Annotated in this window: 17 protein-coding genes; 13 read left to right on the top strand and 4 right to left on the bottom strand. The window is 71.1% G+C overall.

Going from position 1 to position 16,960, the window contains the following annotated elements:
• Positions 1-19: 19 nt before the first annotated feature.
• From E1269_RS15340 to E1269_RS15290, 11 genes are all read left to right on the top strand, one after another.
• Positions 20-1,327: an ABC transporter ATP-binding protein gene (locus tag E1269_RS15340; RefSeq protein WP_131895975.1), complete on the top strand. Its 1,308-nt coding sequence runs from the start codon at positions 20-22 to the stop codon at positions 1,325-1,327.
• 174 nt (positions 1,328-1,501) lie between these two features.
• A complete protein-coding gene (locus tag E1269_RS15335) occupies positions 1,502-2,131 on the top strand; it encodes a DUF1707 SHOCT-like domain-containing protein (RefSeq protein ID WP_162606435.1) in 630 nt (209 codons plus the stop codon).
• Complete coding sequence (locus tag E1269_RS15330) at positions 2,128-2,850, top strand: DUF1707 SHOCT-like domain-containing protein (RefSeq protein ID WP_131895971.1); 723 nt, start codon at positions 2,128-2,130, stop codon at positions 2,848-2,850. The genes E1269_RS15335 and E1269_RS15330 overlap by 4 nt, the downstream gene beginning before the upstream one ends.
• Before the next feature lie 165 nt (positions 2,851-3,015).
• Positions 3,016-3,417 (top strand): hypothetical protein, encoded by a 402-nt coding sequence (locus tag E1269_RS15325; RefSeq protein ID WP_131895969.1) that lies wholly within the window; start codon positions 3,016-3,018, stop codon positions 3,415-3,417.
• A 142-nt stretch (positions 3,418-3,559) separates the two neighbouring features.
• Positions 3,560-3,964 (top strand): TOBE domain-containing protein, encoded by a 405-nt coding sequence (locus E1269_RS15320; RefSeq protein ID WP_131895967.1) that lies wholly within the window; start codon positions 3,560-3,562, stop codon positions 3,962-3,964.
• Positions 3,961-4,770 (top strand): molybdate ABC transporter substrate-binding protein, encoded by an 810-nt coding sequence (modA, locus tag E1269_RS15315; RefSeq protein WP_131895965.1) that lies wholly within the window; start codon positions 3,961-3,963, stop codon positions 4,768-4,770. Before E1269_RS15320 ends, modA begins: the two co-directional genes overlap by 4 nt.
• Complete coding sequence (locus E1269_RS15310) at positions 4,767-5,576, top strand: ABC transporter permease (RefSeq protein WP_203433631.1); 810 nt, start codon at positions 4,767-4,769, stop codon at positions 5,574-5,576. Before modA ends, E1269_RS15310 begins: the two co-directional genes overlap by 4 nt.
• Entirely contained in the window at positions 5,573-6,625 is a 1,053-nt protein-coding gene (locus E1269_RS15305) for an ABC transporter ATP-binding protein (RefSeq protein WP_131895963.1), read from the top strand. Before E1269_RS15310 ends, E1269_RS15305 begins: the two co-directional genes overlap by 4 nt.
• Positions 6,626-6,707: 82 nt before the next feature.
• Positions 6,708-7,238, top strand: a complete 531-nt coding sequence (locus E1269_RS15300) for a DUF4245 domain-containing protein (RefSeq protein ID WP_131895961.1) — start codon at positions 6,708-6,710, stop codon at positions 7,236-7,238.
• A gap of 44 nt (positions 7,239-7,282) precedes the next feature.
• The gene (locus tag E1269_RS15295; protein ID WP_131895959.1) at positions 7,283-8,425 is read left to right on the top strand and encodes a hypothetical protein; all 1,143 of its coding nucleotides are present in this window, start codon (positions 7,283-7,285) and stop codon (positions 8,423-8,425) included.
• Positions 8,426-8,432: 7 nt separating this feature from the next.
• Complete coding sequence (locus tag E1269_RS15290; RefSeq protein WP_131895957.1) at positions 8,433-8,936, top strand: hypothetical protein; 504 nt, start codon at positions 8,433-8,435, stop codon at positions 8,934-8,936.
• A gap of 46 nt (positions 8,937-8,982) precedes the next feature.
• On the opposite strand, the gene E1269_RS15285 is transcribed toward E1269_RS15290, so the two are convergent.
• Positions 8,983-9,186: an exodeoxyribonuclease VII small subunit gene (locus E1269_RS15285; protein ID WP_131895955.1), complete on the bottom strand. Its 204-nt coding sequence runs from the start codon at positions 9,184-9,186 to the stop codon at positions 8,983-8,985.
• A 51-nt stretch (positions 9,187-9,237) separates the two neighbouring features.
• On the bottom strand, positions 9,238-10,473 hold the full coding sequence (xseA, locus tag E1269_RS15280) for an exodeoxyribonuclease VII large subunit (RefSeq protein ID WP_131895953.1): 1,236 nt from the start codon (positions 10,471-10,473) through the stop codon (positions 9,238-9,240).
• A 52-nt stretch (positions 10,474-10,525) separates the two neighbouring features.
• Here xseA and E1269_RS15275 point away from each other — a divergent pair, with 52 nt between their 5' ends.
• The gene (locus tag E1269_RS15275; protein WP_203433629.1) at positions 10,526-11,488 is read left to right on the top strand and encodes a 4-hydroxy-3-methylbut-2-enyl diphosphate reductase; all 963 of its coding nucleotides are present in this window, start codon (positions 10,526-10,528) and stop codon (positions 11,486-11,488) included.
• A 21-nt stretch (positions 11,489-11,509) separates the two neighbouring features.
• Here E1269_RS15275 and E1269_RS15270 read toward each other — a convergent pair whose 3' ends face one another.
• On the bottom strand, positions 11,510-11,959 hold the full coding sequence (locus E1269_RS15270) for a DUF1707 SHOCT-like domain-containing protein (RefSeq protein ID WP_131895949.1): 450 nt from the start codon (positions 11,957-11,959) through the stop codon (positions 11,510-11,512).
• Between the two features lie 481 nt (positions 11,960-12,440).
• On the opposite strand from E1269_RS15270, the gene E1269_RS15265 reads away from it, so the two are divergent.
• Positions 12,441-15,092, top strand: coding sequence for a glycosyl hydrolase family 18 protein (locus tag E1269_RS15265; RefSeq protein WP_162606434.1), 2,652 nt, complete (start codon positions 12,441-12,443; stop codon positions 15,090-15,092).
• A gap of 171 nt (positions 15,093-15,263) precedes the next feature.
• Here E1269_RS15265 and E1269_RS15260 read toward each other — a convergent pair whose 3' ends face one another.
• Positions 15,264-16,748, bottom strand: a complete 1,485-nt coding sequence (locus tag E1269_RS15260) for a DNA recombination protein RmuC (protein ID WP_203433627.1) — start codon at positions 16,746-16,748, stop codon at positions 15,264-15,266.
• Between the last annotated feature and the right edge of the window lie 212 nt (positions 16,749-16,960).

The following is a 16,960-nucleotide window of genomic DNA, read 5'->3' as shown; positions in this document are numbered from 1 at the left end:
GCAACTGGAGGAGAAACCCATGGCTGCCATCACGCTGAAGGACATCAACAAGCAGTACGGCGACGGCTTCCACGCGGTCAAGGACGTCAGCCTCGACATCGCCGACGGCGAGTTCGTCATCCTCGTCGGCCCGTCCGGGTGCGGCAAGTCCACGCTGCTGCGCATGATCGTCGGGCTCGAGGACATCACCAGCGGAGAGATGCTGATCGGCGGGCAGCGGGTCAACGAGAAGGCGCCCCGCGACCGCAACCTCTCGATGGTCTTCCAGAACTACGCTCTGTACCCGCACCTGACCGTCTTCGAGAACATCGCCTTCCCGCTCCGGCTGTCCAAGACCTCGGCCAAGGAGGTCGACGAGCGCGTCCGGCACGCCGCCGAGCTGCTGGAGCTCACCGAGCACCTCGACCGCAAGCCGGCCAACCTCTCCGGCGGCCAGCGCCAGCGGGTCGCGATGGGCCGTGCGATCGTCCGCGAGGCACAGGCGTTCCTGTTCGACGAGCCGCTGTCCAACCTCGACGCGAAGCTGCGCGGCCAGATGCGCACCGAGATCTCCCGGCTGCAGAAGCGGCTGGGCATCACCACGGTGTACGTCACACACGACCAGGTCGAGGCGATGACCCTCGGCGACCGCGTGGTCGTGCTGCGCCGCGGCGTCGTCCAGCAGGTCGCTACGCCCCGCGAGCTCTACGAGAACCCCGTCAACCTGTTCGTCGCCGGCTTCATCGGGTCGCCGCCCATGAACTTCATCTCCGCGACGGTGGTCGACGGCCGGCTGCACACCCCGTTCGGCGAGTGGACGCTGCCGGAGTCGCGGGCGACCGGCCTCCCGGGGCGCGAGGTCGTGCTGATCGGTGCCCGGCCGGAGGCGTTCGAGGACGCGTCGGTGGTCTCGGACACCATCCGCGAGCACGGCGTCGTCTTCGACGCGAACATCGACGTCATCGAGTGGCTGGGCAACGAGCAGTACGCCTACGTCCCGTACGAAGCACCCGAGGACATCCGCGCCCAGCTGGCCGAGCTGGAGCGAGAGCTGGACAGCGAGGCGATGCGCACGCAGCTGGTCGTGTCCCTCGACGCCACCAGCCGCATCCCCGAGGGCACCACGGCGAGCCTCTGGCTCGACCTGCGCAAGGTGCACGTCTTCGACCCCGCCTCGGGGGAGAACCTGACGGTCAAGGCCGTCCGCGGTGCCGCGACCGACGGTGCCGGGTACGACGGTGGGGCCGGGTCCGACGGCGACGGTGCACCGGCCGCTCCCCAGACGCCACGGTCCTCGGCATCCGGTGACGACGGCCTGCCCGCGGCGCCGACGTCGGGCGAGGACTGAGCCGCGCCGAACGGAGCGGACCGTCCTCGCAGGCCGAGCGGCGGCGATCGGTCGACATCTACTCGACGATCGGGTGATCGGTCGTCCCTGATGCGTCCGGCTCATCCTGCGGGGGCAGAGAGCAGGGCGTTCTCCTCCTTCTGGATGGCCTGGTGATTGCTAAGGTCATGGGTTGTGGACGAGACTCGCGACCAGCGTTCGCTGCGGGCATCCGACGCCGATCGGGAGCGCGTCGCCGACGTCTTGCGGCAGGCCGCCTCCGACGGCCGGTTGAGCCTGACCGAGCTGGAGGAGCGCATCGATGCCCTCTACGCCGCCAAGACGTACGCCGACTTCGAACCCGTCGTGCGCGACCTGCCCGGCGACATCCCGCTGCCGCCAGTCGTGCGCCCGCCCGCGGTCCGCGCGAACCCGGCGCCGGTGGTGGCCGGCCGGGTGGGCGGCCAGCCCGGGTCGCGGTCAGCGAAGGTCGTGTTCAGCGGCATCCAACGGCGCGGCGACTGGGTCGTCCCCAGTTACTACTACATCAAGGCCGTCTTCGGCGGAGCCGACCTCGACCTGCGCGAGGCCACGCTTGAGACCGCCGAGGTCCAGATCGACATCAAGGCGGTCTTCGGCGGCGTGAACATCGTGGTCCCGGACGACGTCCGGGTCCAGGTCGACGGCAACGGCGTCTTCGGTGCCTTCAACGACGACGCCAGCCACCGGCGCCAGCCCGGCCCCGCCGCACCGCTCGTCCGGATCACCGGCAAGGCCGTGTTCGGCGGCGTCAACGTCCAGCGCAAGTCCGTGGGTGAGGCATGAGCGAGGTTCCCGACGTTCGCAGCGCCGCTGATCTGCGCTGCTCAGACGTCGACCGTGAACGGGTCGCCGAGGCGCTGCGCCAGGCCGCCGGTGACGGCCGGTTGACCCTCTCGGAGTTGGAGGAGCGGCTCGAGGCGACGTTCAGCGCTCGCACCTATGGCGATCTCCAGCCCATCACCCGCGACCTGCCGCAGGGCCCGTACCCGCTGCCCGGCGGCACCTCGGTGACCCATTGGCAGCAGGGGCGGGTGCCTCCACCGAACGCTCCAGTCGCGGGACCGCGAGTCCCAAATGCCCCGGTCGCCGGCGCGGCGGCGGGTGCCACCCCGCTTCCGGCGGCCGGCGGCCCGCTCCGTCCCTCCGAACGCATCACCACGGTGCTCAGCACCGAGAAGCGCAAGGGCCGCTGGGAGGTCCCGGCGCGCATGGACGTCACGTCCGTGCTGGGCGAGGTCGTGCTCGACTTCACCGAGGCCATCGTGCGGTCGCGTGAGATCGAGATCCAGGTCGGCGTGGTCCTCGGCAGCATCACCCTCATCGTCCCCGAGGGCATCGACGTCCGGCTCGAGGAGGGCGCGAACATCCTGGGCGAGCGGAGGATGAAGCTGAAGTCCGAGGTCACCCCCGGCAGCCCGATCTACCACGTGCGCGGCTTCGTGTTCCTCGGCGAGCTCACCGTCCGCCCGCCGCGCGAGCGGCGCTCCCTGCTCGGCCACTGACCGCCGGGACGGCGCGAGCATGGTCATGGCATCGACGAGGGTGACGCTGGCGCCGAGTGTTGGCGTGAGCGTCACCCCCGGCGGCTCGTTGCCAGCGGCCGGGGAGAGCCACGACTCCATGCGTAGGCCGAACGTGCGGATGGAGGTCACCGCGGATTCACCGCGGTGAGCGATACTGCCGTGATGGGGGCGTTAGGGGGACTGGCTCGCTCGGCGAGCGCGGTGCTCGTTGGCGTCGTGATCGCCTCGGCGGGCTCTGCCGATGCGACAGCCGCTGCCGAACCAGGCGGCTCGACGATCGTCCTGCCGGCCGCGATCTCCGCCGATCGTGGCGCCGCGGTTGCTGCCGCCGACCTCCATGCCGGCCGGTCGCAGGCCGCGCCCAAGCTGGCCGCGCCGGAACGGGCCACGCCCGCCCGGGCCGTGCAGGTCGCCGACGACGGTGAGAACGGCGACCGCGGATGGGGATGGGGCCCGTCGCGGATCATCTGGGGTGCCCTCGGATGGTTGGGGCTGGTCGTGGTCGCCGCGATCCTGCTGCGGCGGCTGGCGTCACGCCGTCGCTGACTCTTGGCGGCCCACGAGTCGTCGCGCCGCCGATGGCGGCACGGTGACGATCAGTGCGACTACCTGCAATGCGCGCTGGCCTTCTGCGATCACGGCGACGCCGCGACTCCGATTCCTCAGATGCGGGTCTATGCTGTGTTTCGTGCCGCAATTTCGGGTCGCAGACGCCGCTCGCCTCCTCGGGATGAGCGACGACTCCCTGCGCCGGTGGGCCGAGACCGGCCGGCTGCGGATCGACCGCGACGACGCCGGGCGCATGGTCGTCGACGGGGTCGAGCTGGCCCGGGTCGCCCGCGAGATCGTCCCCGGCGAGACCGCCCTGCCTACCCCGCGCGAGTCCGCGCGCAACCACTTTCCCGGCATCGTCATCGGCGTGCGGAAGGACGGCCTGATGGCTCAGGTGGAGATCCAGGCCGGTCCGCATCGGGTGGTGTCCTTGATGAGCCGGGAGGCAGCCGACGAGCTCGGGCTCGAAGTCGGCGTCGCGGCCATCGCGTCGATCAAGGCCACGAACGTCGTCGTCGACCTCCCGTCGGGCCGGGCATGAGCCGCGGCGCGCGCTACACCGTCCTCGCTGTGGCGGTGGCGATCGTGCTGCCCACGGTCGGCTGCGACGACGACGAGGACCCCCAGGTGGGCGCCGGTAGCGACACGGCGAGCGGCCAGGGTGACACGCCGAGCGGCACGGTCACCGTCCTGGCCGCGGCGTCGTTGACGGAGTCGTTCGAGGAACTGGCCGGGCAGCTCGCCCGCGAGTACCCGGACCTCGAGGTCGTCTTCTCCTTCGGCCCCAGCTCCGGCCTGGTCGAGCAGGTCATCTCCGGCGCGCCGGCCGACGTGCTGGCCACCGCCGACCCCACGACCATGGACGAAGCGGTCGCCGCGGACGTGGTCGACGGCGAGCCGGTGGTCTTCGCCCGCAACGCGCTCACGCTGGCGGTCCCCGCCGGCAACCCCGCCGGTGTCACCGGCCTGGCCGACCTCGCCGACGACGACCTGCGCGTCGCCGTCTGCGAGCCGCAGGTCCCGTGCGGCGCGGCGGCCGAGCGACTGCTCGACGCGGCCGGGGTGACGGCGGCGCCGGACACGTTGACGACGGACGTCAAAGAGGCGGCGTCGCTGGTCGCGCTCGGAGAGGCGGACGCGGCGCTGATCTACCGCACCGACGCGGCCGCCGAAGGTGACGACATCGAGACCCTCGACGTCCCGGAAGCCGACGAGATCGTCAACGACTACCCGGTGGCGCTCCTCGCCGACGCTGCGAACCCCGACGGTGCCCGCGCGATCGCCGGGGCGATCACCGGCGAGCTCGGCCGCTCGGTCCTCGCCGAGGCTGGTTTCCTGGAGCCGTGAGCCGCCCTCGTCGCACCGACGATCTGCGGGTCCCGGCCGGCCTGCTGATCCCGGCGCTGGTCGGCGTCGCGATCCTGGTGCTGCCGATGCTGGGCCTGGTGCTGCGGGCGCCGTGGAGCGACCTGCCGTCCATCCTGACCTCGGAGGCGGTGCTGACGGCGCTGCGGCTGTCGCTGACGACGGCGACGGCGGCGACGCTGGTTGCCCTGGTCTGCGGCGTCCCGGTCGCCTGGCTGCTCGCCCGCACGGCGCTCCCGGGCCGGTCGCTGCTGCGTGGCGTGGTGACGGTGCCGCTGGTACTGCCGCCGGTCATCGGCGGGGTGGCGCTGCTCATGGTCTTCGGTCGGCGTGGCGTGATCGGCGGCTGGATGGACGAGACCTTCGGGGTGAGCCTGCCGTTCACGACCACCGCGGTCGTCCTGGCGCAGGTGTTCGTCGCGATGCCGTTCCTCATCGTGGCGGTCGAAGGCGCACTGCGCACCACCGACCGCCGGTACGAGGACGTCGCAGCCACGCTGGGCGCCACGTCGTGGACGACGTTCCGGCGGGTGACGCTGCCGGCCGTCGCGCCGGGCGTGCTGGCCGGCGCGGTGCTGTGCTGGGCGCGGGCACTCGGCGAGTTCGGCGCGACGGTGACCTTCGCCGGCAGCCTCCCTGGCACCACCCGCACGCTGCCGATCGAGGCCTACGTGGCCATCGGCGCCGGCGACAGCGAGGTGGCCATCGTGTTGAGCCTGCTCATGATCGTGGTCTCGGTGGCCATCCTGGTCGGCCTGCGTGACCGTTGGATCGGCAGCAGCGCATGAGCCTGTTCGCACGGTTGACCCTGAACCGGGGCGACCTGAGGCTCGACGCCGCGCTCACCGTCGGAGCCGGCGAGGTGGTGGCACTGCTCGGGCCCAACGGAGCGGGCAAGTCGACGCTGCTGCAACTGCTGGCCGGGACGCTGCGGCCCGACGACGGCCGGGTCGAGCTGAACGGCACGACGCTTGACGACGTGGCCGCCGGCTCCCACGTCCGGCCGCGCGAGCGCCGCGTCGGCATGGTGGTCCAGGACTACCTGCTGTTCCCGAGGATGAGCGTGCTGGAGAACGTCGCGTTCGGGCTGCGTTCCCGCGGGGTTGCGCGCGAGCCCGCCCGCCGGCGCGCCCGCGAGTGGCTGGACCGGGTGGGGCTCGGCGGCTACGAACGACGGCGTCCCGGTGAGCTCTCCGGTGGTCAGGCCCAGCGGGTCGCGCTGGCCCGGGCGCTCATCGTCGAGCCGCGGCTGCTGCTGCTGGACGAACCGCTGGCCGCCCTCGACGCCGGTACCCGTCCGGCGGTCCGGGCTGAGCTTCGCCGGCACCTCGCGGGGTACGGCGGCTGCACGGTCGTCGTCACGCACGATCCGCTGGAGGCCATGGTGCTGGGCGACCGAGTCGTCGTGCTGGAACGCGGCACCGTCGTGCAGGAGGGCCAGCCGGCGGAGGTGGCCCGTCGCCCCCGGACTGACTACGTCGCGCGTCTGGTCGGGCTGAACCTGCTCCGCGGCGTGGCGGACGGACGGGTCGCGGAACTGCCGACCGGCGCCACGGTGGCGCTGGCGCACGACGCGTTCGGCCCGGTGCACGTGGCGTTCGCGCCCGTCGCGGTGACGCTGAGCCCGCGCCGGCCGGAAGGGTCGGCGCGCAACGCGTGGGAGCTGGTGATCACTGACCTCGAAGCGCACGGCGACCTCGTCCGTGTCACTACCGACGGCCCGGTGTCGGTGCTCGCGGACGTGACGCCGCTCGCCGTCGCCGACCTGCGGTTGGAGCCGGGCAGCACGGTGTGGGCGTCGGTGAAGGCGACCGAGATCAACGTCTACCCAGCCTGACCTCCCCATGATCATCAACGGTTGGCGACGCTATGGCGTAGCCAACCGTTGATGATCATGGGGAGAGTGCGACGATGTTGTCGTGGCAACCTCGACTCGCGGTAACCCGTCGCTGGGCGACATCGTGCGCAGCGTCGTCGTGCTGGCCGGCGTGCTGGCGCTGGTGGCGGTGCTGTTCAACGCCCTCAACGACCAGGAGCCGCGGCTGCCCGACCCCGTCGACTACCAGGGCGCACTGGAGGTCGCCCGGGCCGAGTACGCCTACGACGTGCTGGCGCCGGAGCCGGTGCCCGCGGGCTGGCGGGCCACCAGCATGGACTTCTCGCAGGACGACGGCGGCGACCGCTGGCAGCTGGGGTTCCTGATCGACGGCGACACGTTCATCGGCATCGAGCAGACCGACGGCGAGATCGAGAGCTACCGCGACGAGCGTCTCGCCGACTTCGACCCCGATGGCGAGAGCTCCATCGACGGCGTCACCTGGGAGCGGCTGGTCGAGCGCGACGACGCACCGGACCGGGCGCTGGTGCGGGTGGACGGTGGCGCCATCACCATCGTGCGGGGCACCGTCCCGTACGAGGAGCTCGAGGACTTCGTCACGCTGCTGCGCTGACGGCGCGATGTCACAGCCGGTGGTCGCGGCCCACCTTCGTGGGCATGGCGACGGACGAGACCGGCGGGCCCATCCGCAGGTCGCTGGACGGGCTGCTGGACGCGCTGCTGGCCTACGACCGGGCGAGCGCGGACGTGCTGGCCACGACCCGCCGCGACGCGGAGCGGGTCGCCAAGGCCCTCAGTGCTGCCGGGCCAGACGGTGCCGCGCTCGCCGACCAGGTCATGGAGTTGGTCGCGGCCGGTGTGGCGGCGGCGGGAGAAGAGCTCGCCGTGGCAACCGAGGCGTTCGCCAGCGAGACCGGTGCATTGAGCGACCTCCTGGCCGAACCGCCGGCAAGTGGCGCTTCGCCCGGGCCCGTTCCGGCCCAAGCCACGACTTCGGGCGAGGACGCCGGTCAGGCCGAGGACGAGGCGGTCGACGACGCGCTGGCTGACGAGGAGCTCCTCGAGCGCCAGTCCTCGGCCGACGCCGAGCGCGCTCCGACCAGCAGCACCGTGCCGGACCATGTGCGCGAGGCGTACGGAGCGCTGTTCGATGCCGCGATCCGGGACGACATCATGGCGATGGTCGTGACCAACGATGCCGGGCATGCGATCCAGCTGCACGGTCCAGACGTGTCGGACGAGGCATTGAAGGCCCGGGTGAGCTGGAAGAAGGACCCCATGGGCCGGACCGACCCGAAGAACGACTGGCGCCGCGACCCGGACGGCTCCGTGCACTCCAAACATGGTGTGGGCCATGTCGCGGGGAAGTTCACGTCGCTGGAGGCGCTGGCCAAGCCGCTCAGGACGCTACTGGACCACTGCGGCGGCACGATCGCCGACCTGCACGACTATCTGGAGCGGAACCGCGGCCTCCGTGATGCAATGATCTTCGTTCCCGCCGAGGACGCCAACTTGGTACCCGGCGACACCACGGCGTACCGCGGCGAGGGAACGCAGGCGGAGGAAACGGCGGAGCAGTGGAGAATGCAAAGGCGCGACGCGATGGAGCTTGGCGGCGAGCCGGTTCCCATCGTTCGAACCGACCCAATCGCCCGCGGGATGGACCCAGGAGTGACGATGATCTTCCGGAAAATCGATCGCACATGGGTCATGATTACGTGCTATCCGGAAGCCGAACCACGGCCGAGTTCATCCAGATGGGAGGAACGGATTCGTGATGGAAGCGACGCGCGACTATGACCGCGTCATGAGCTCCTTCAGCACCACGGACGCGGAGCCTGACTTCTACGTCGAGGGATGCGAGTCGGTTGAGCGGTGGGAGAACGACTCGGAGTCGAAGGACCGTTTCGCAGCGTTCCGGGACGAGCTGGCCGCCCACATACGCGACTCGTCGGACCGGCCGCTTGGCCGGCGTGAGTCGCAGTGGCGTAACGACGAGTGGCTGCGCAATCTCTGGTACGACCTGTTCGGGCCGGAGCCCGCGCCGGGCGACCCGTACCCCGTCCCGCCGGACGATTGGGGCCGTCGTCGCTATACCCCGTACATGGAGTACGGCGTCAGCGACCGCGCCGAGGACGGCACCGAACCGGAGCGGGCATGGCTCGCCGCGCGCGGTCTGACCCACGGCGACCTCCGGCCCGGCGCGTCGACGCGCCCACAACCCGAGGACTACCAGGAGCGGCTCGAACGGCTCACCCGAGAGGGCGCGCGCCAGGCCGTCCCGTCCGAGCGGTGGTCCGAACCGTCGTGATCGACAGTGCCCAACCACCCCCGGGCGGGTAGCAACCCCCTGTCGATCACTTGGCGTCGTCGGGATTCTCGGCGGCGTCGAGGCGCTTGCGGGCACCGTCCAGGTACGCCTCGCAGAGCTTCGCCAGCTCCTCGCCGCGCTGCCACAGCGCCAGCGACTCTTCCAGCGTGGTGCCGCCGGCCTCGAGCTTCGCGACGATCTGCACCAGCTCGTCGCGGGCCTCTTCGTAGGTGGGTTCGGCGGCCTGCATGAGCAGCCAACCTACCAGCCCGAACCGCGGCCCTGGGGCGACGCACTGCGCTCAGCGGTCGGGCTTCGCCTCGTCCGGTGCCGGTGCGATGGTGGCGTCGATCTGTCCGCCGGCCACCAGGAGGCGCACGTGCTCGCCAGGGCTGACGTCGTCCGGGCCGCGCACGACGGTGGAGTCGTCCTTCTGAACGACGGCGTACCCACGCTCCAGCGTGGCGGCCGGCGACAGCGCCCGGATGCGGGCCCGGGTGTGGTCGACGTCGACGGCGGCCCGGTCGAGCAGGTGCCGGACGCTGCGCCGGGCACGGTGGACCAGCGCCTCGACGTCGTGGGCGCGCAGCCGCAGGCCGTGATGCGGATCGGCGAGGACCGGCCTGGACCGCAGCGACGTCAGGCCGTGCCGCTCCCGCTCGAGCCGGTGCCGGACGGCGGAGCGGATGCGCTCGCGGGCCCGGGCCACCCGCTCGACCTCCTCGGCGACGTCGGGCACCACCCGTTTGGCGGCGTCGGTCGGGGTGGACGCGCGGACGTCGGCCACCAGGTCGAGCAGCGGGGTGTCCGCCTCGTGCCCGATCGCGCTCACGACGGGGGTGGTGGCGGCCGCGACGGCCCGGATGAGCGCCTCGTCGGAGAACGGCAGGAGGTCCTCGACCGACCCGCCGCCGCGGGCGATGACGACGACGTCGACCTCGGGGTCGCGGTCGAGCACCCGCAGCGCGTCCATGATCTGGCCGACGGCGTTGGAGCCCTGCACCGCCACCGGCTCGATCCGGAAGCGGACGCCGGGCCAGCGCCGTCGTGCGTTCTCCAGCACATCGTGCTCGGCCTTGGAGTCGCGCCCGCAGATCAGCCCGACGACGTGCGGGAGGAACGGCAGCGGGCGCTTCCGCTCGGCGGCGAACACGCCCTCGGCGGCCAGGATCTTGCGTAGCCGCTCGATGCGGGCCAGCAGATCACCCAGGCCGACGGGTCGCAGGTCGTCGGCGGCCAGCGAGAGCGTGCCGCGGGTGAAGTACCAGGACGGCTTGGCGTGCACGACGATGCGGGCGCCGTCGGTCAGCGGTGCCTCGAGCGCGTCGAGCAGCCCGACCGGGCAGGTGACGGTCAGCGACACCTCGGCGTGCGGGTCGCGCAGCGTGAGGAACGCCGTCTGGGTGCCCGGACGGCGGGAGTACTGCGCGACCTGGCCCTCCACCCAGACCGGGCCGAGCCGTCCGATCCACTGGCCGATCAGCTGCGTGACGACCCGCACGGGTGCCGGCTGCTCCGGGGATGTGTCCAAGGCCACGATGGGCACCGTACCTGCTGGGGCCGACGGCGACGGCACCTACCATGGGGGCATGACTGCTGAGGGACGGGTACTGCTGGCCGCGCCGCGGGGCTACTGCGCTGGGGTCGACCGTGCCGTCGTCACCGTCGAGAAGGCGCTGGACCACTACGGCCCGCCGGTGTACGTCCGCAAGCAGATCGTCCACAACAAGCACGTGGTGGAGACGCTGGAGCAGCGCGGGGCCATCTTCGTCGAGGAGCTGTCCGAGGTCCCCGAGGGTGCACTGGTGGTCTTCTCCGCACACGGCGTGTCGCCGGCGGTGCACAGCGAGGCGGAGGACCGCGGCCTGCGGACCATCGATGCCACCTGCCCGCTGGTCACCAAGGTTCACAACGAGGCACGCCGGTTCGCCAAGGACGACCTCGACATCGTGCTGATCGGCCACGCCGGGCACGAGGAGGTCGAAGGCACCTCGGGTGAGGCGCCAGAGCACATCCAGCTGGTCGAGAACCCGTCCGACGTCGACAAGGTCGATGTCCGCGACCCGTCTCGGGTGGTGTGGTTGTCGCAGACCACGCTGTCGGTCGACGAGACCTACGAGACGGTGACGCGGCTGCGCGAGCGGTTCCCGGCCCTGATCAGCCCGCCCAGCGACGACATCTGCTATGCGACGCAGAACCGCCAGGTCGCGGTGAAAGAGATCGCGGCGGAGTCGGAGCTGGTGCTGGTGGTCGGCTCGGCCAACTCGTCCAACTCGGTGCGCCTGGTCGAGGTCGCGCTCGACGCCGGCGCCGACGCCTCGTATCGCATCGACAACGCCTCCGAGATCGACGAGGCGTGGCTCGAGGGCGTCACGACGGTCGGTGTCACCAGCGGCGCGTCGGTGCCGGAGGACCTCGTGGCCGGCGTGGTGTCGTGGCTGGGGGAGCGCGGCTTCCCGACCGTCGAGGAGCACCGCACCACCGAGGAGTCGCTGATCTTCTCCCTGCCGCGTGAGCTGCGCCGCGACCTCAAGACCGCCGCGTCGGAGTGAGGGCTCGGCCCTCGCGCCGGTCTACTTGTGCTTGCCGTCCCCGCCGCCGATAGCGTTGGCGAGCAGGATGACCGCCCAGATGCCCAGCGGGATGGCCGGCCAGAAGTTGGAGAAGTCACCGTCGGCCAGGCCGGTCACGAGCCAGATGCCGATCATGATGACGGCGCCACCCAGCCAGGCCCGCCATTCGCCGAGGTACTCGCGCATCTCGGCCTTCTTGCGATCGGCGATCGCCTTCTGTCGCTCCTCCTCCGCGCGGGCGCGCTCGCGGTGCAACGGCTGAGGCAGGTCGGCGGTCAGCCGGTCCAGCTCGCGGTAGGTGCGTGACTCCCAGACGGCGTCGAGGCGGCGCTCGTACTCGTCGGCGTCGAGGCGACCTTCCCCGAACGCGTCGCGCAGGTCACCGGCGACAAGGTCGCGGTCGGCATCGCTGGCGCGTTGGTCGTCGCGGCGCGCGGGCCGGTCGGTCATCCGCCCTCCTCGCTGGTTCGAGCCGTTGTGGAACCATCCGCACCGCCCCACGTCGGAGCCGGGTCTCGGCGGCCAGGCCATCCGCACCGTGCTGCTTCGGCGCTCACAGCCCTGACTGGCGAGCAAGCGGGCGGCGTCGCTTCGAGCAAGGATACGACCGCGTCGTCGCTGGCAGCCGGTGAGCGCGGACCGGCAGATCGGCCGCCGGTTCCGGCGCCGTCGTGAGCGGTTCGCTGACGGATAGTCACGAGCCCCTTGGCAGATACGACGGCCTCTGCTAACTTTCTTTCCAATTCGGATTCAGGACATTCGGCCGCTATGGCCGATTGTCACGCAATGTGCCGATCGTCCGCGCACATCGACGAGTCATGTGCTTAGTCATGGCGTCAGCCTGCTCTACGACCGTTCCGCGGAGGTGATGCGCACCGGCGAACCCGGGTTCGGGCCTGTCAGCACCGCTTTCATCGCAAGGAGCGACCCTATGAGGACTCGATGGCGCACGACAGCGGCCTATGGCGTCGCTGCCGGCCTGCTGGTCACGAGCGCCGCGGCGACCTTCGCCGGGACGTCAGGTCCGGACCAAGACCTGCCGGCGACGTCGGCGCCGCAGGCGCCGGCCACCGCCGTGGCCGAGAACGGATATCGCAACGTCGGCTACTTCACCCAGTGGGGCATCTACGCCCGCGATTTCCTGGTCCAGGACCTTGACACGTCCGGTGCCGCGGCCGACCTCACGCACGTCAACTACGCCTTCGCCAACATCCACCCCGACACGCTCACGTGCTTCGAAGCGAACCGGCCCAATGGCGCGAAGGACTCGCCGACCGAGGGTGACTATGCCGGCGACGCGTGGGCGGACTATGGGCGCGGCTTCGCCGCCGGCAACTCTGTCGACGGCGTTGCCGACACCTGGGACCAGCCGCTGGCGGGGAACTTCAACCAGCTCAGAGAGCTGAAGGCCAAGCATCCACACCTGAAGGCGATGGTCTCGATCGGCGGCTGGACCTGGTCACGGCACTTCTCGCGAGCGGCCGCCACCCCGGAGTCGCGCGAGCGGTTCGTCTCGTCGTGCATCGACCTGTACATCAAGGGCGATCTCCCCATCATCGACGGTCGCGGTGGCCCTGGCTCGGCCGCCGGTGTCTTCGACGGCTTCGACATCGACTGGGAATGGCCCGGTGTGCCCGAGGAGTTCCAACACCCCGGCAACCACTGGTCCCCGGACGACAAGGAGAACCTCGTCGCACTGCTGGCCGAGTTCCGCCGCCAGCTCGACGAGCTGGCCGGGCAGACCGGCGAGACCTACGAGCTCAGCGCGTTCCTGCCGGCGAATCCGGTCCTGATCGACGCCGGCTGGGACGTCACCCGGATCTTCGACCATCTCGACTTCGGCAACGTCCAGGGCTACGACCTGCACGGCACGTGGCGGCCGGACGTCGCCGGGCATCAGTCCAACACCTACGACGACCCAGCCAACCCGCTCGAGGAGTCCCAGCGGTTCAGCCTCGACGCGGCGATGAGCTACTACGTCGACCGCGGGGTCGCGCCGTCTCAGCTCACCGCCGGCATCCCGCTGTACGGCCGCGGCTGGACCGGCGTTGCCGACGGCGGAACCCACGGCGCCTGGCAATCCGCCGGCGGGGCCGCGCCGGGGGAGTTCCCAGAGGAACCCGGCACCGACAGGTACCGGAACCTGCGCGACAAGCCGATCTTCCACGACGAGGAGGTCCTGGCCTCGTGGTCGTACGACGGCACGGAGTTCTGGTCCTTCGACGACCCCTGGCTGGTCGACAAGAAGGCCGACTACATCACCGCCGGCGGGTTCGGCGGCGCCATGTGGTGGGACCTGGCCGGCGACCATTCGAACGAGCTCGTCGGTCTCATGGGCGAACGGCTGGCCACCGGCGGCCCGGGTGGCGGCGACGAGTCCGGTGGTGACGTGTCGGGTGGTGACGTGTCCGGTGGTGACGAGTCCGGCGGCGACGACGGTGGGCCGGCGACGTGCACGGCGCCGGCCTGGGACCCGTCCGCCGTCTACGTCGGCGGGGACCAGGTCTCCTATGCGGGCCACACCTGGACGGCGCGGCACTGGACCCAAGGCGACGTGCCCGCACCGAGCGAGTGGGGGCCGTGGCGCGACGACGGGCCGTGCTCCGACACCGGGGCGGACGGCGGCACCGATGCCGGATCGGAGTCGGGATCGGAGAGCGGCGACGAGGACGGTGACGGTGACCCCGGCGGCGGATCGGACGGCGACCGCTGGCTGACCGGCTATTGGCACAACTTCGACAACGGCTCGACGGTGCTGCGGGTCTCGGAGGTCCCGACGGCCTACAACCTGCTGGCGATCGCCTTCGCCGACAACCTGTCCGGCAGCCCCGGCGGCATCACGTTCAACCTGGACAGCGCCGGGCTCGGCGGGTACACCGTGGCCGAGTTCAAGGCCGATGTGGCCGCTCGCCGGGCCGCGGGCGGCACCGTCGTCATCTCCGTCGGCGGCCAGAACGGGCACGTCAACGTCACCAACGCCACCGAGGCCGCGAACTTCGCACAGAGCACCCACGCTCTGATGCGGGAGTACGGCTTCGACGGCGTCGACATCGATCTCGAGCACGGGATCAACGCCGCCTACATGGAGCAGGCGCTGCGGCAGCTGCGTGACCTCGCCGGGCCGAGCCTGATCATCACGATGGCGCCACAGACCATCGACTTCCAGGCGCCGACCTACGCGTACTATCAGCTGGCGCTGGCGATTCAGGACATCCTGACGATCGTCAACATGCAGTACTACAACTCCGGCACCATGCTCGGCTGCGACCAGCAGGTCTACGCCCAGGGGACGGTCGACTTCCTCACCGCGCAGGCGTGCATCCAGCTCATGGCCGGCCTGGACCCGGATCAGGTCGGACTGGGGCTGCCGGCGACCACCTCGGCGGCCGGAGGCGGATATCAGCCGCCGTCCAACGTCACGGCCGCGCTGGACTGTCTGGCGACGGCGAACGACTGCGGCAGCTTCGTACCGGCGCAGCCGTGGGGGCCGATCGGCGGGGCCATGACGTGGTCGGTCAACTGGGACGCCACGAACGGATACCAGTTCGCCAACACCCTGGGTGCCTACCTGGGCACTGGCTGAACCGAACCGGCGGGGATGAGGTGGCCGGGTGCCGGCGGCTCACGCCGTCGGCACCCGGCACCGAGCTCACGGTGCCCTTCCGCCGGTGCGGCGGTCGATGCGGTCGGGCGGGCAGCGTCGGTCGCGCCGACAACGCCCGGGCCACCGATCGTTCGGTCCCTCGTGCCGACGTCAGCCGTCGGTGCCGTTGCGGCGGCGGCGGGGCTTGGCGGGCTTCGGCTCGGGTGCCGCCGCGAGCCCGAAGCGCGGGTCGATCTGGATCTCGTCGAGGGCGATGAGCGCGTGGTCGACCAACTCGGGCGCCTGGACTTGGCGTGCAGCCCGCTCGATCTGCGGCGGCGCCTCAAGGTCGGTGTCGACCACCTTGAGGTCGGACAGCTTGCGGGCGCTCACGAGGACCCGGCTCTCCAACGAACTGACGCTGTCGTTGTAGGCGCGGACGGCGCCGTCGAGCTGGCGGCCGAGCTTGCTGATGTGGGTGCCCATGGTGGCCAACCGGGAGTGCAACTCGCGGCCGAGCGACAGCACCTGCTGGGCGTTCTCGGCCAGCGCCTCCTGACGCCAGGTGTAGCCGACCGTGCGCAGCAGCGCGACCAGGGTGGCCGGGGTGGCCAGGACGACGTTGCGCTCGAAGGCGTGCTCGAAGAGCGTCGGGTCCTGCTCCAGCGCCGCGTTGAGGAACACGTCGGAGGGCACGAACATGACCACGAACTCCGGCGTGGGCGTGAACTGCTCCCAGTACTGTTTGGCGGCCAGGGAATCGATGTGCGTCTTGAGGTGGCGGGCGTGGGCGGCCAGCCGGGTGTCGCGGGTGGCCTCGTCGCGGGCCTCCTGCGCCTCGAGGTAGCCGTTGAAGGCGACCTTCGCGTCGACGACGACCTTCTTGTCGCCGGCGAGGTGGACCAGCAGGTCGGGACGGAGCTTGCCGTCCGGGGTGTCGACGGATGCCTGCTCGACGAAGTCGACGTGCTCCAGCATGCCGGCGGCCTCGACGACCCGGCGAAGCTGCAACTCACCCCAGCGGCCGCGGACCTGGGGCGCGCGCAGCGCCGTAACCAGCTGCTGGGTCTCCTGCCGCAGCAGGTCCGAGCTCTTGCCCATGGTCTCGAGCTGGGCGCGCAGCTCGCCGTAGGCGGCGGCACGCGCCTTCTCGAGGTGGTTGGCGTGGTCGGTGACCTTGGCGAGTTGGTCGTTCAGCGGCTTGACCAGTGCCTCCACCGCCTGCCTGCGGTGCTCCAGCTCGGTCTTGACGCGGTCCTCGGAGCCCTTGAACCGCTCGGCGGCCAGCTCGAGGAACTCGGCGCGGTTCTGCTTGAGCGCGTCGTTGGACAGCCGCTGGAACTCTTGCGTCAGCCGCTCTTGCTCCGCCCGCAACAGCTCCAGCTTCTCCTCACCGCTCGCCCGCGCGTGCGCCAGCTCGGTCTCGAGCCGGGTCTGGTCGGCCTGCGCGTCGAGCAGGCGCTCGCGGTCGCCCTCGCGCTCGGCGACCAGCTGCTGCCGCTCGTGCCGGACGGCGTCGCGCTCGGCCCGGGCCGCGTCGCGCTCGGCCACCACCGTCGCCACCTGGACGGCGGAACGGACGCGGACGAGCAACCCGCCCACCACCGCCCCGAGCAGCAGGGCGAGGAGGGCCACGAGGATGCTGGTGCCGTTCATGAGGATCAGCTTGCCGGGTGGGTCCGACAAAGTCGGGAAGGCGCGGCGGCCGCCGGGCCGGATCGGCCGATTCGTCCCGTTTCGAGATCACCGGATGGCCCCCGGGCCGCACCCGTCGCCGTGATTGTCGTCCACCGCGCCGCGCGGCATACACTCGGTTGGCTCACCGTTCGACTCCGGACGGTGCCCGCGCAGTCGGCTCTGACAACGAA

The sequence above is a fragment of the Jiangella asiatica genome (assembly GCF_004349065.1).
Classification (GTDB): domain Bacteria; phylum Actinomycetota; class Actinomycetes; order Jiangellales; family Jiangellaceae; genus Jiangella; species Jiangella asiatica.
This window is presented reverse-complemented; position numbering and strand designations above follow the sequence as displayed.

Bases quoted from the DNA above. Each gene is read 5' to 3' on its own strand.
- E1269_RS15270 (WP_131895949.1), bottom strand. From the start codon at position 11,959: ATGACCGACCGGCCCGCGCGCCGCGACGACCAACGCGCCAGCGATGCC.
- modA (WP_131895965.1), top strand. From the start codon at position 3,961: ATGAGCCGCGGCGCGCGCTACACCGTCCTCGCTGTGGCGGTGGCGATC.
- E1269_RS15340 (WP_131895975.1), top strand. From the start codon at position 20: ATGGCTGCCATCACGCTGAAGGACATCAACAAGCAGTACGGCGACGGC.
- E1269_RS15260 (WP_203433627.1), bottom strand. From the start codon at position 16,748: ATGAACGGCACCAGCATCCTCGTGGCCCTCCTCGCCCTGCTGCTCGGG.
- E1269_RS15275 (WP_203433629.1), top strand. From the start codon at position 10,526: ATGACTGCTGAGGGACGGGTACTGCTGGCCGCGCCGCGGGGCTACTGC.
- E1269_RS15295 (WP_131895959.1), top strand. From the start codon at position 7,283: ATGGCGACGGACGAGACCGGCGGGCCCATCCGCAGGTCGCTGGACGGG.
- E1269_RS15305 (WP_131895963.1), top strand. From the start codon at position 5,573: ATGAGCCTGTTCGCACGGTTGACCCTGAACCGGGGCGACCTGAGGCTC.
- E1269_RS15285 (WP_131895955.1), bottom strand. From the start codon at position 9,186: ATGCAGGCCGCCGAACCCACCTACGAAGAGGCCCGCGACGAGCTGGTG.
- E1269_RS15290 (WP_131895957.1), top strand. From the start codon at position 8,433: ATGAGCTCCTTCAGCACCACGGACGCGGAGCCTGACTTCTACGTCGAG.
- E1269_RS15265 (WP_162606434.1), top strand. From the start codon at position 12,441: ATGAGGACTCGATGGCGCACGACAGCGGCCTATGGCGTCGCTGCCGGC.
- E1269_RS15330 (WP_131895971.1), top strand. From the start codon at position 2,128: ATGAGCGAGGTTCCCGACGTTCGCAGCGCCGCTGATCTGCGCTGCTCA.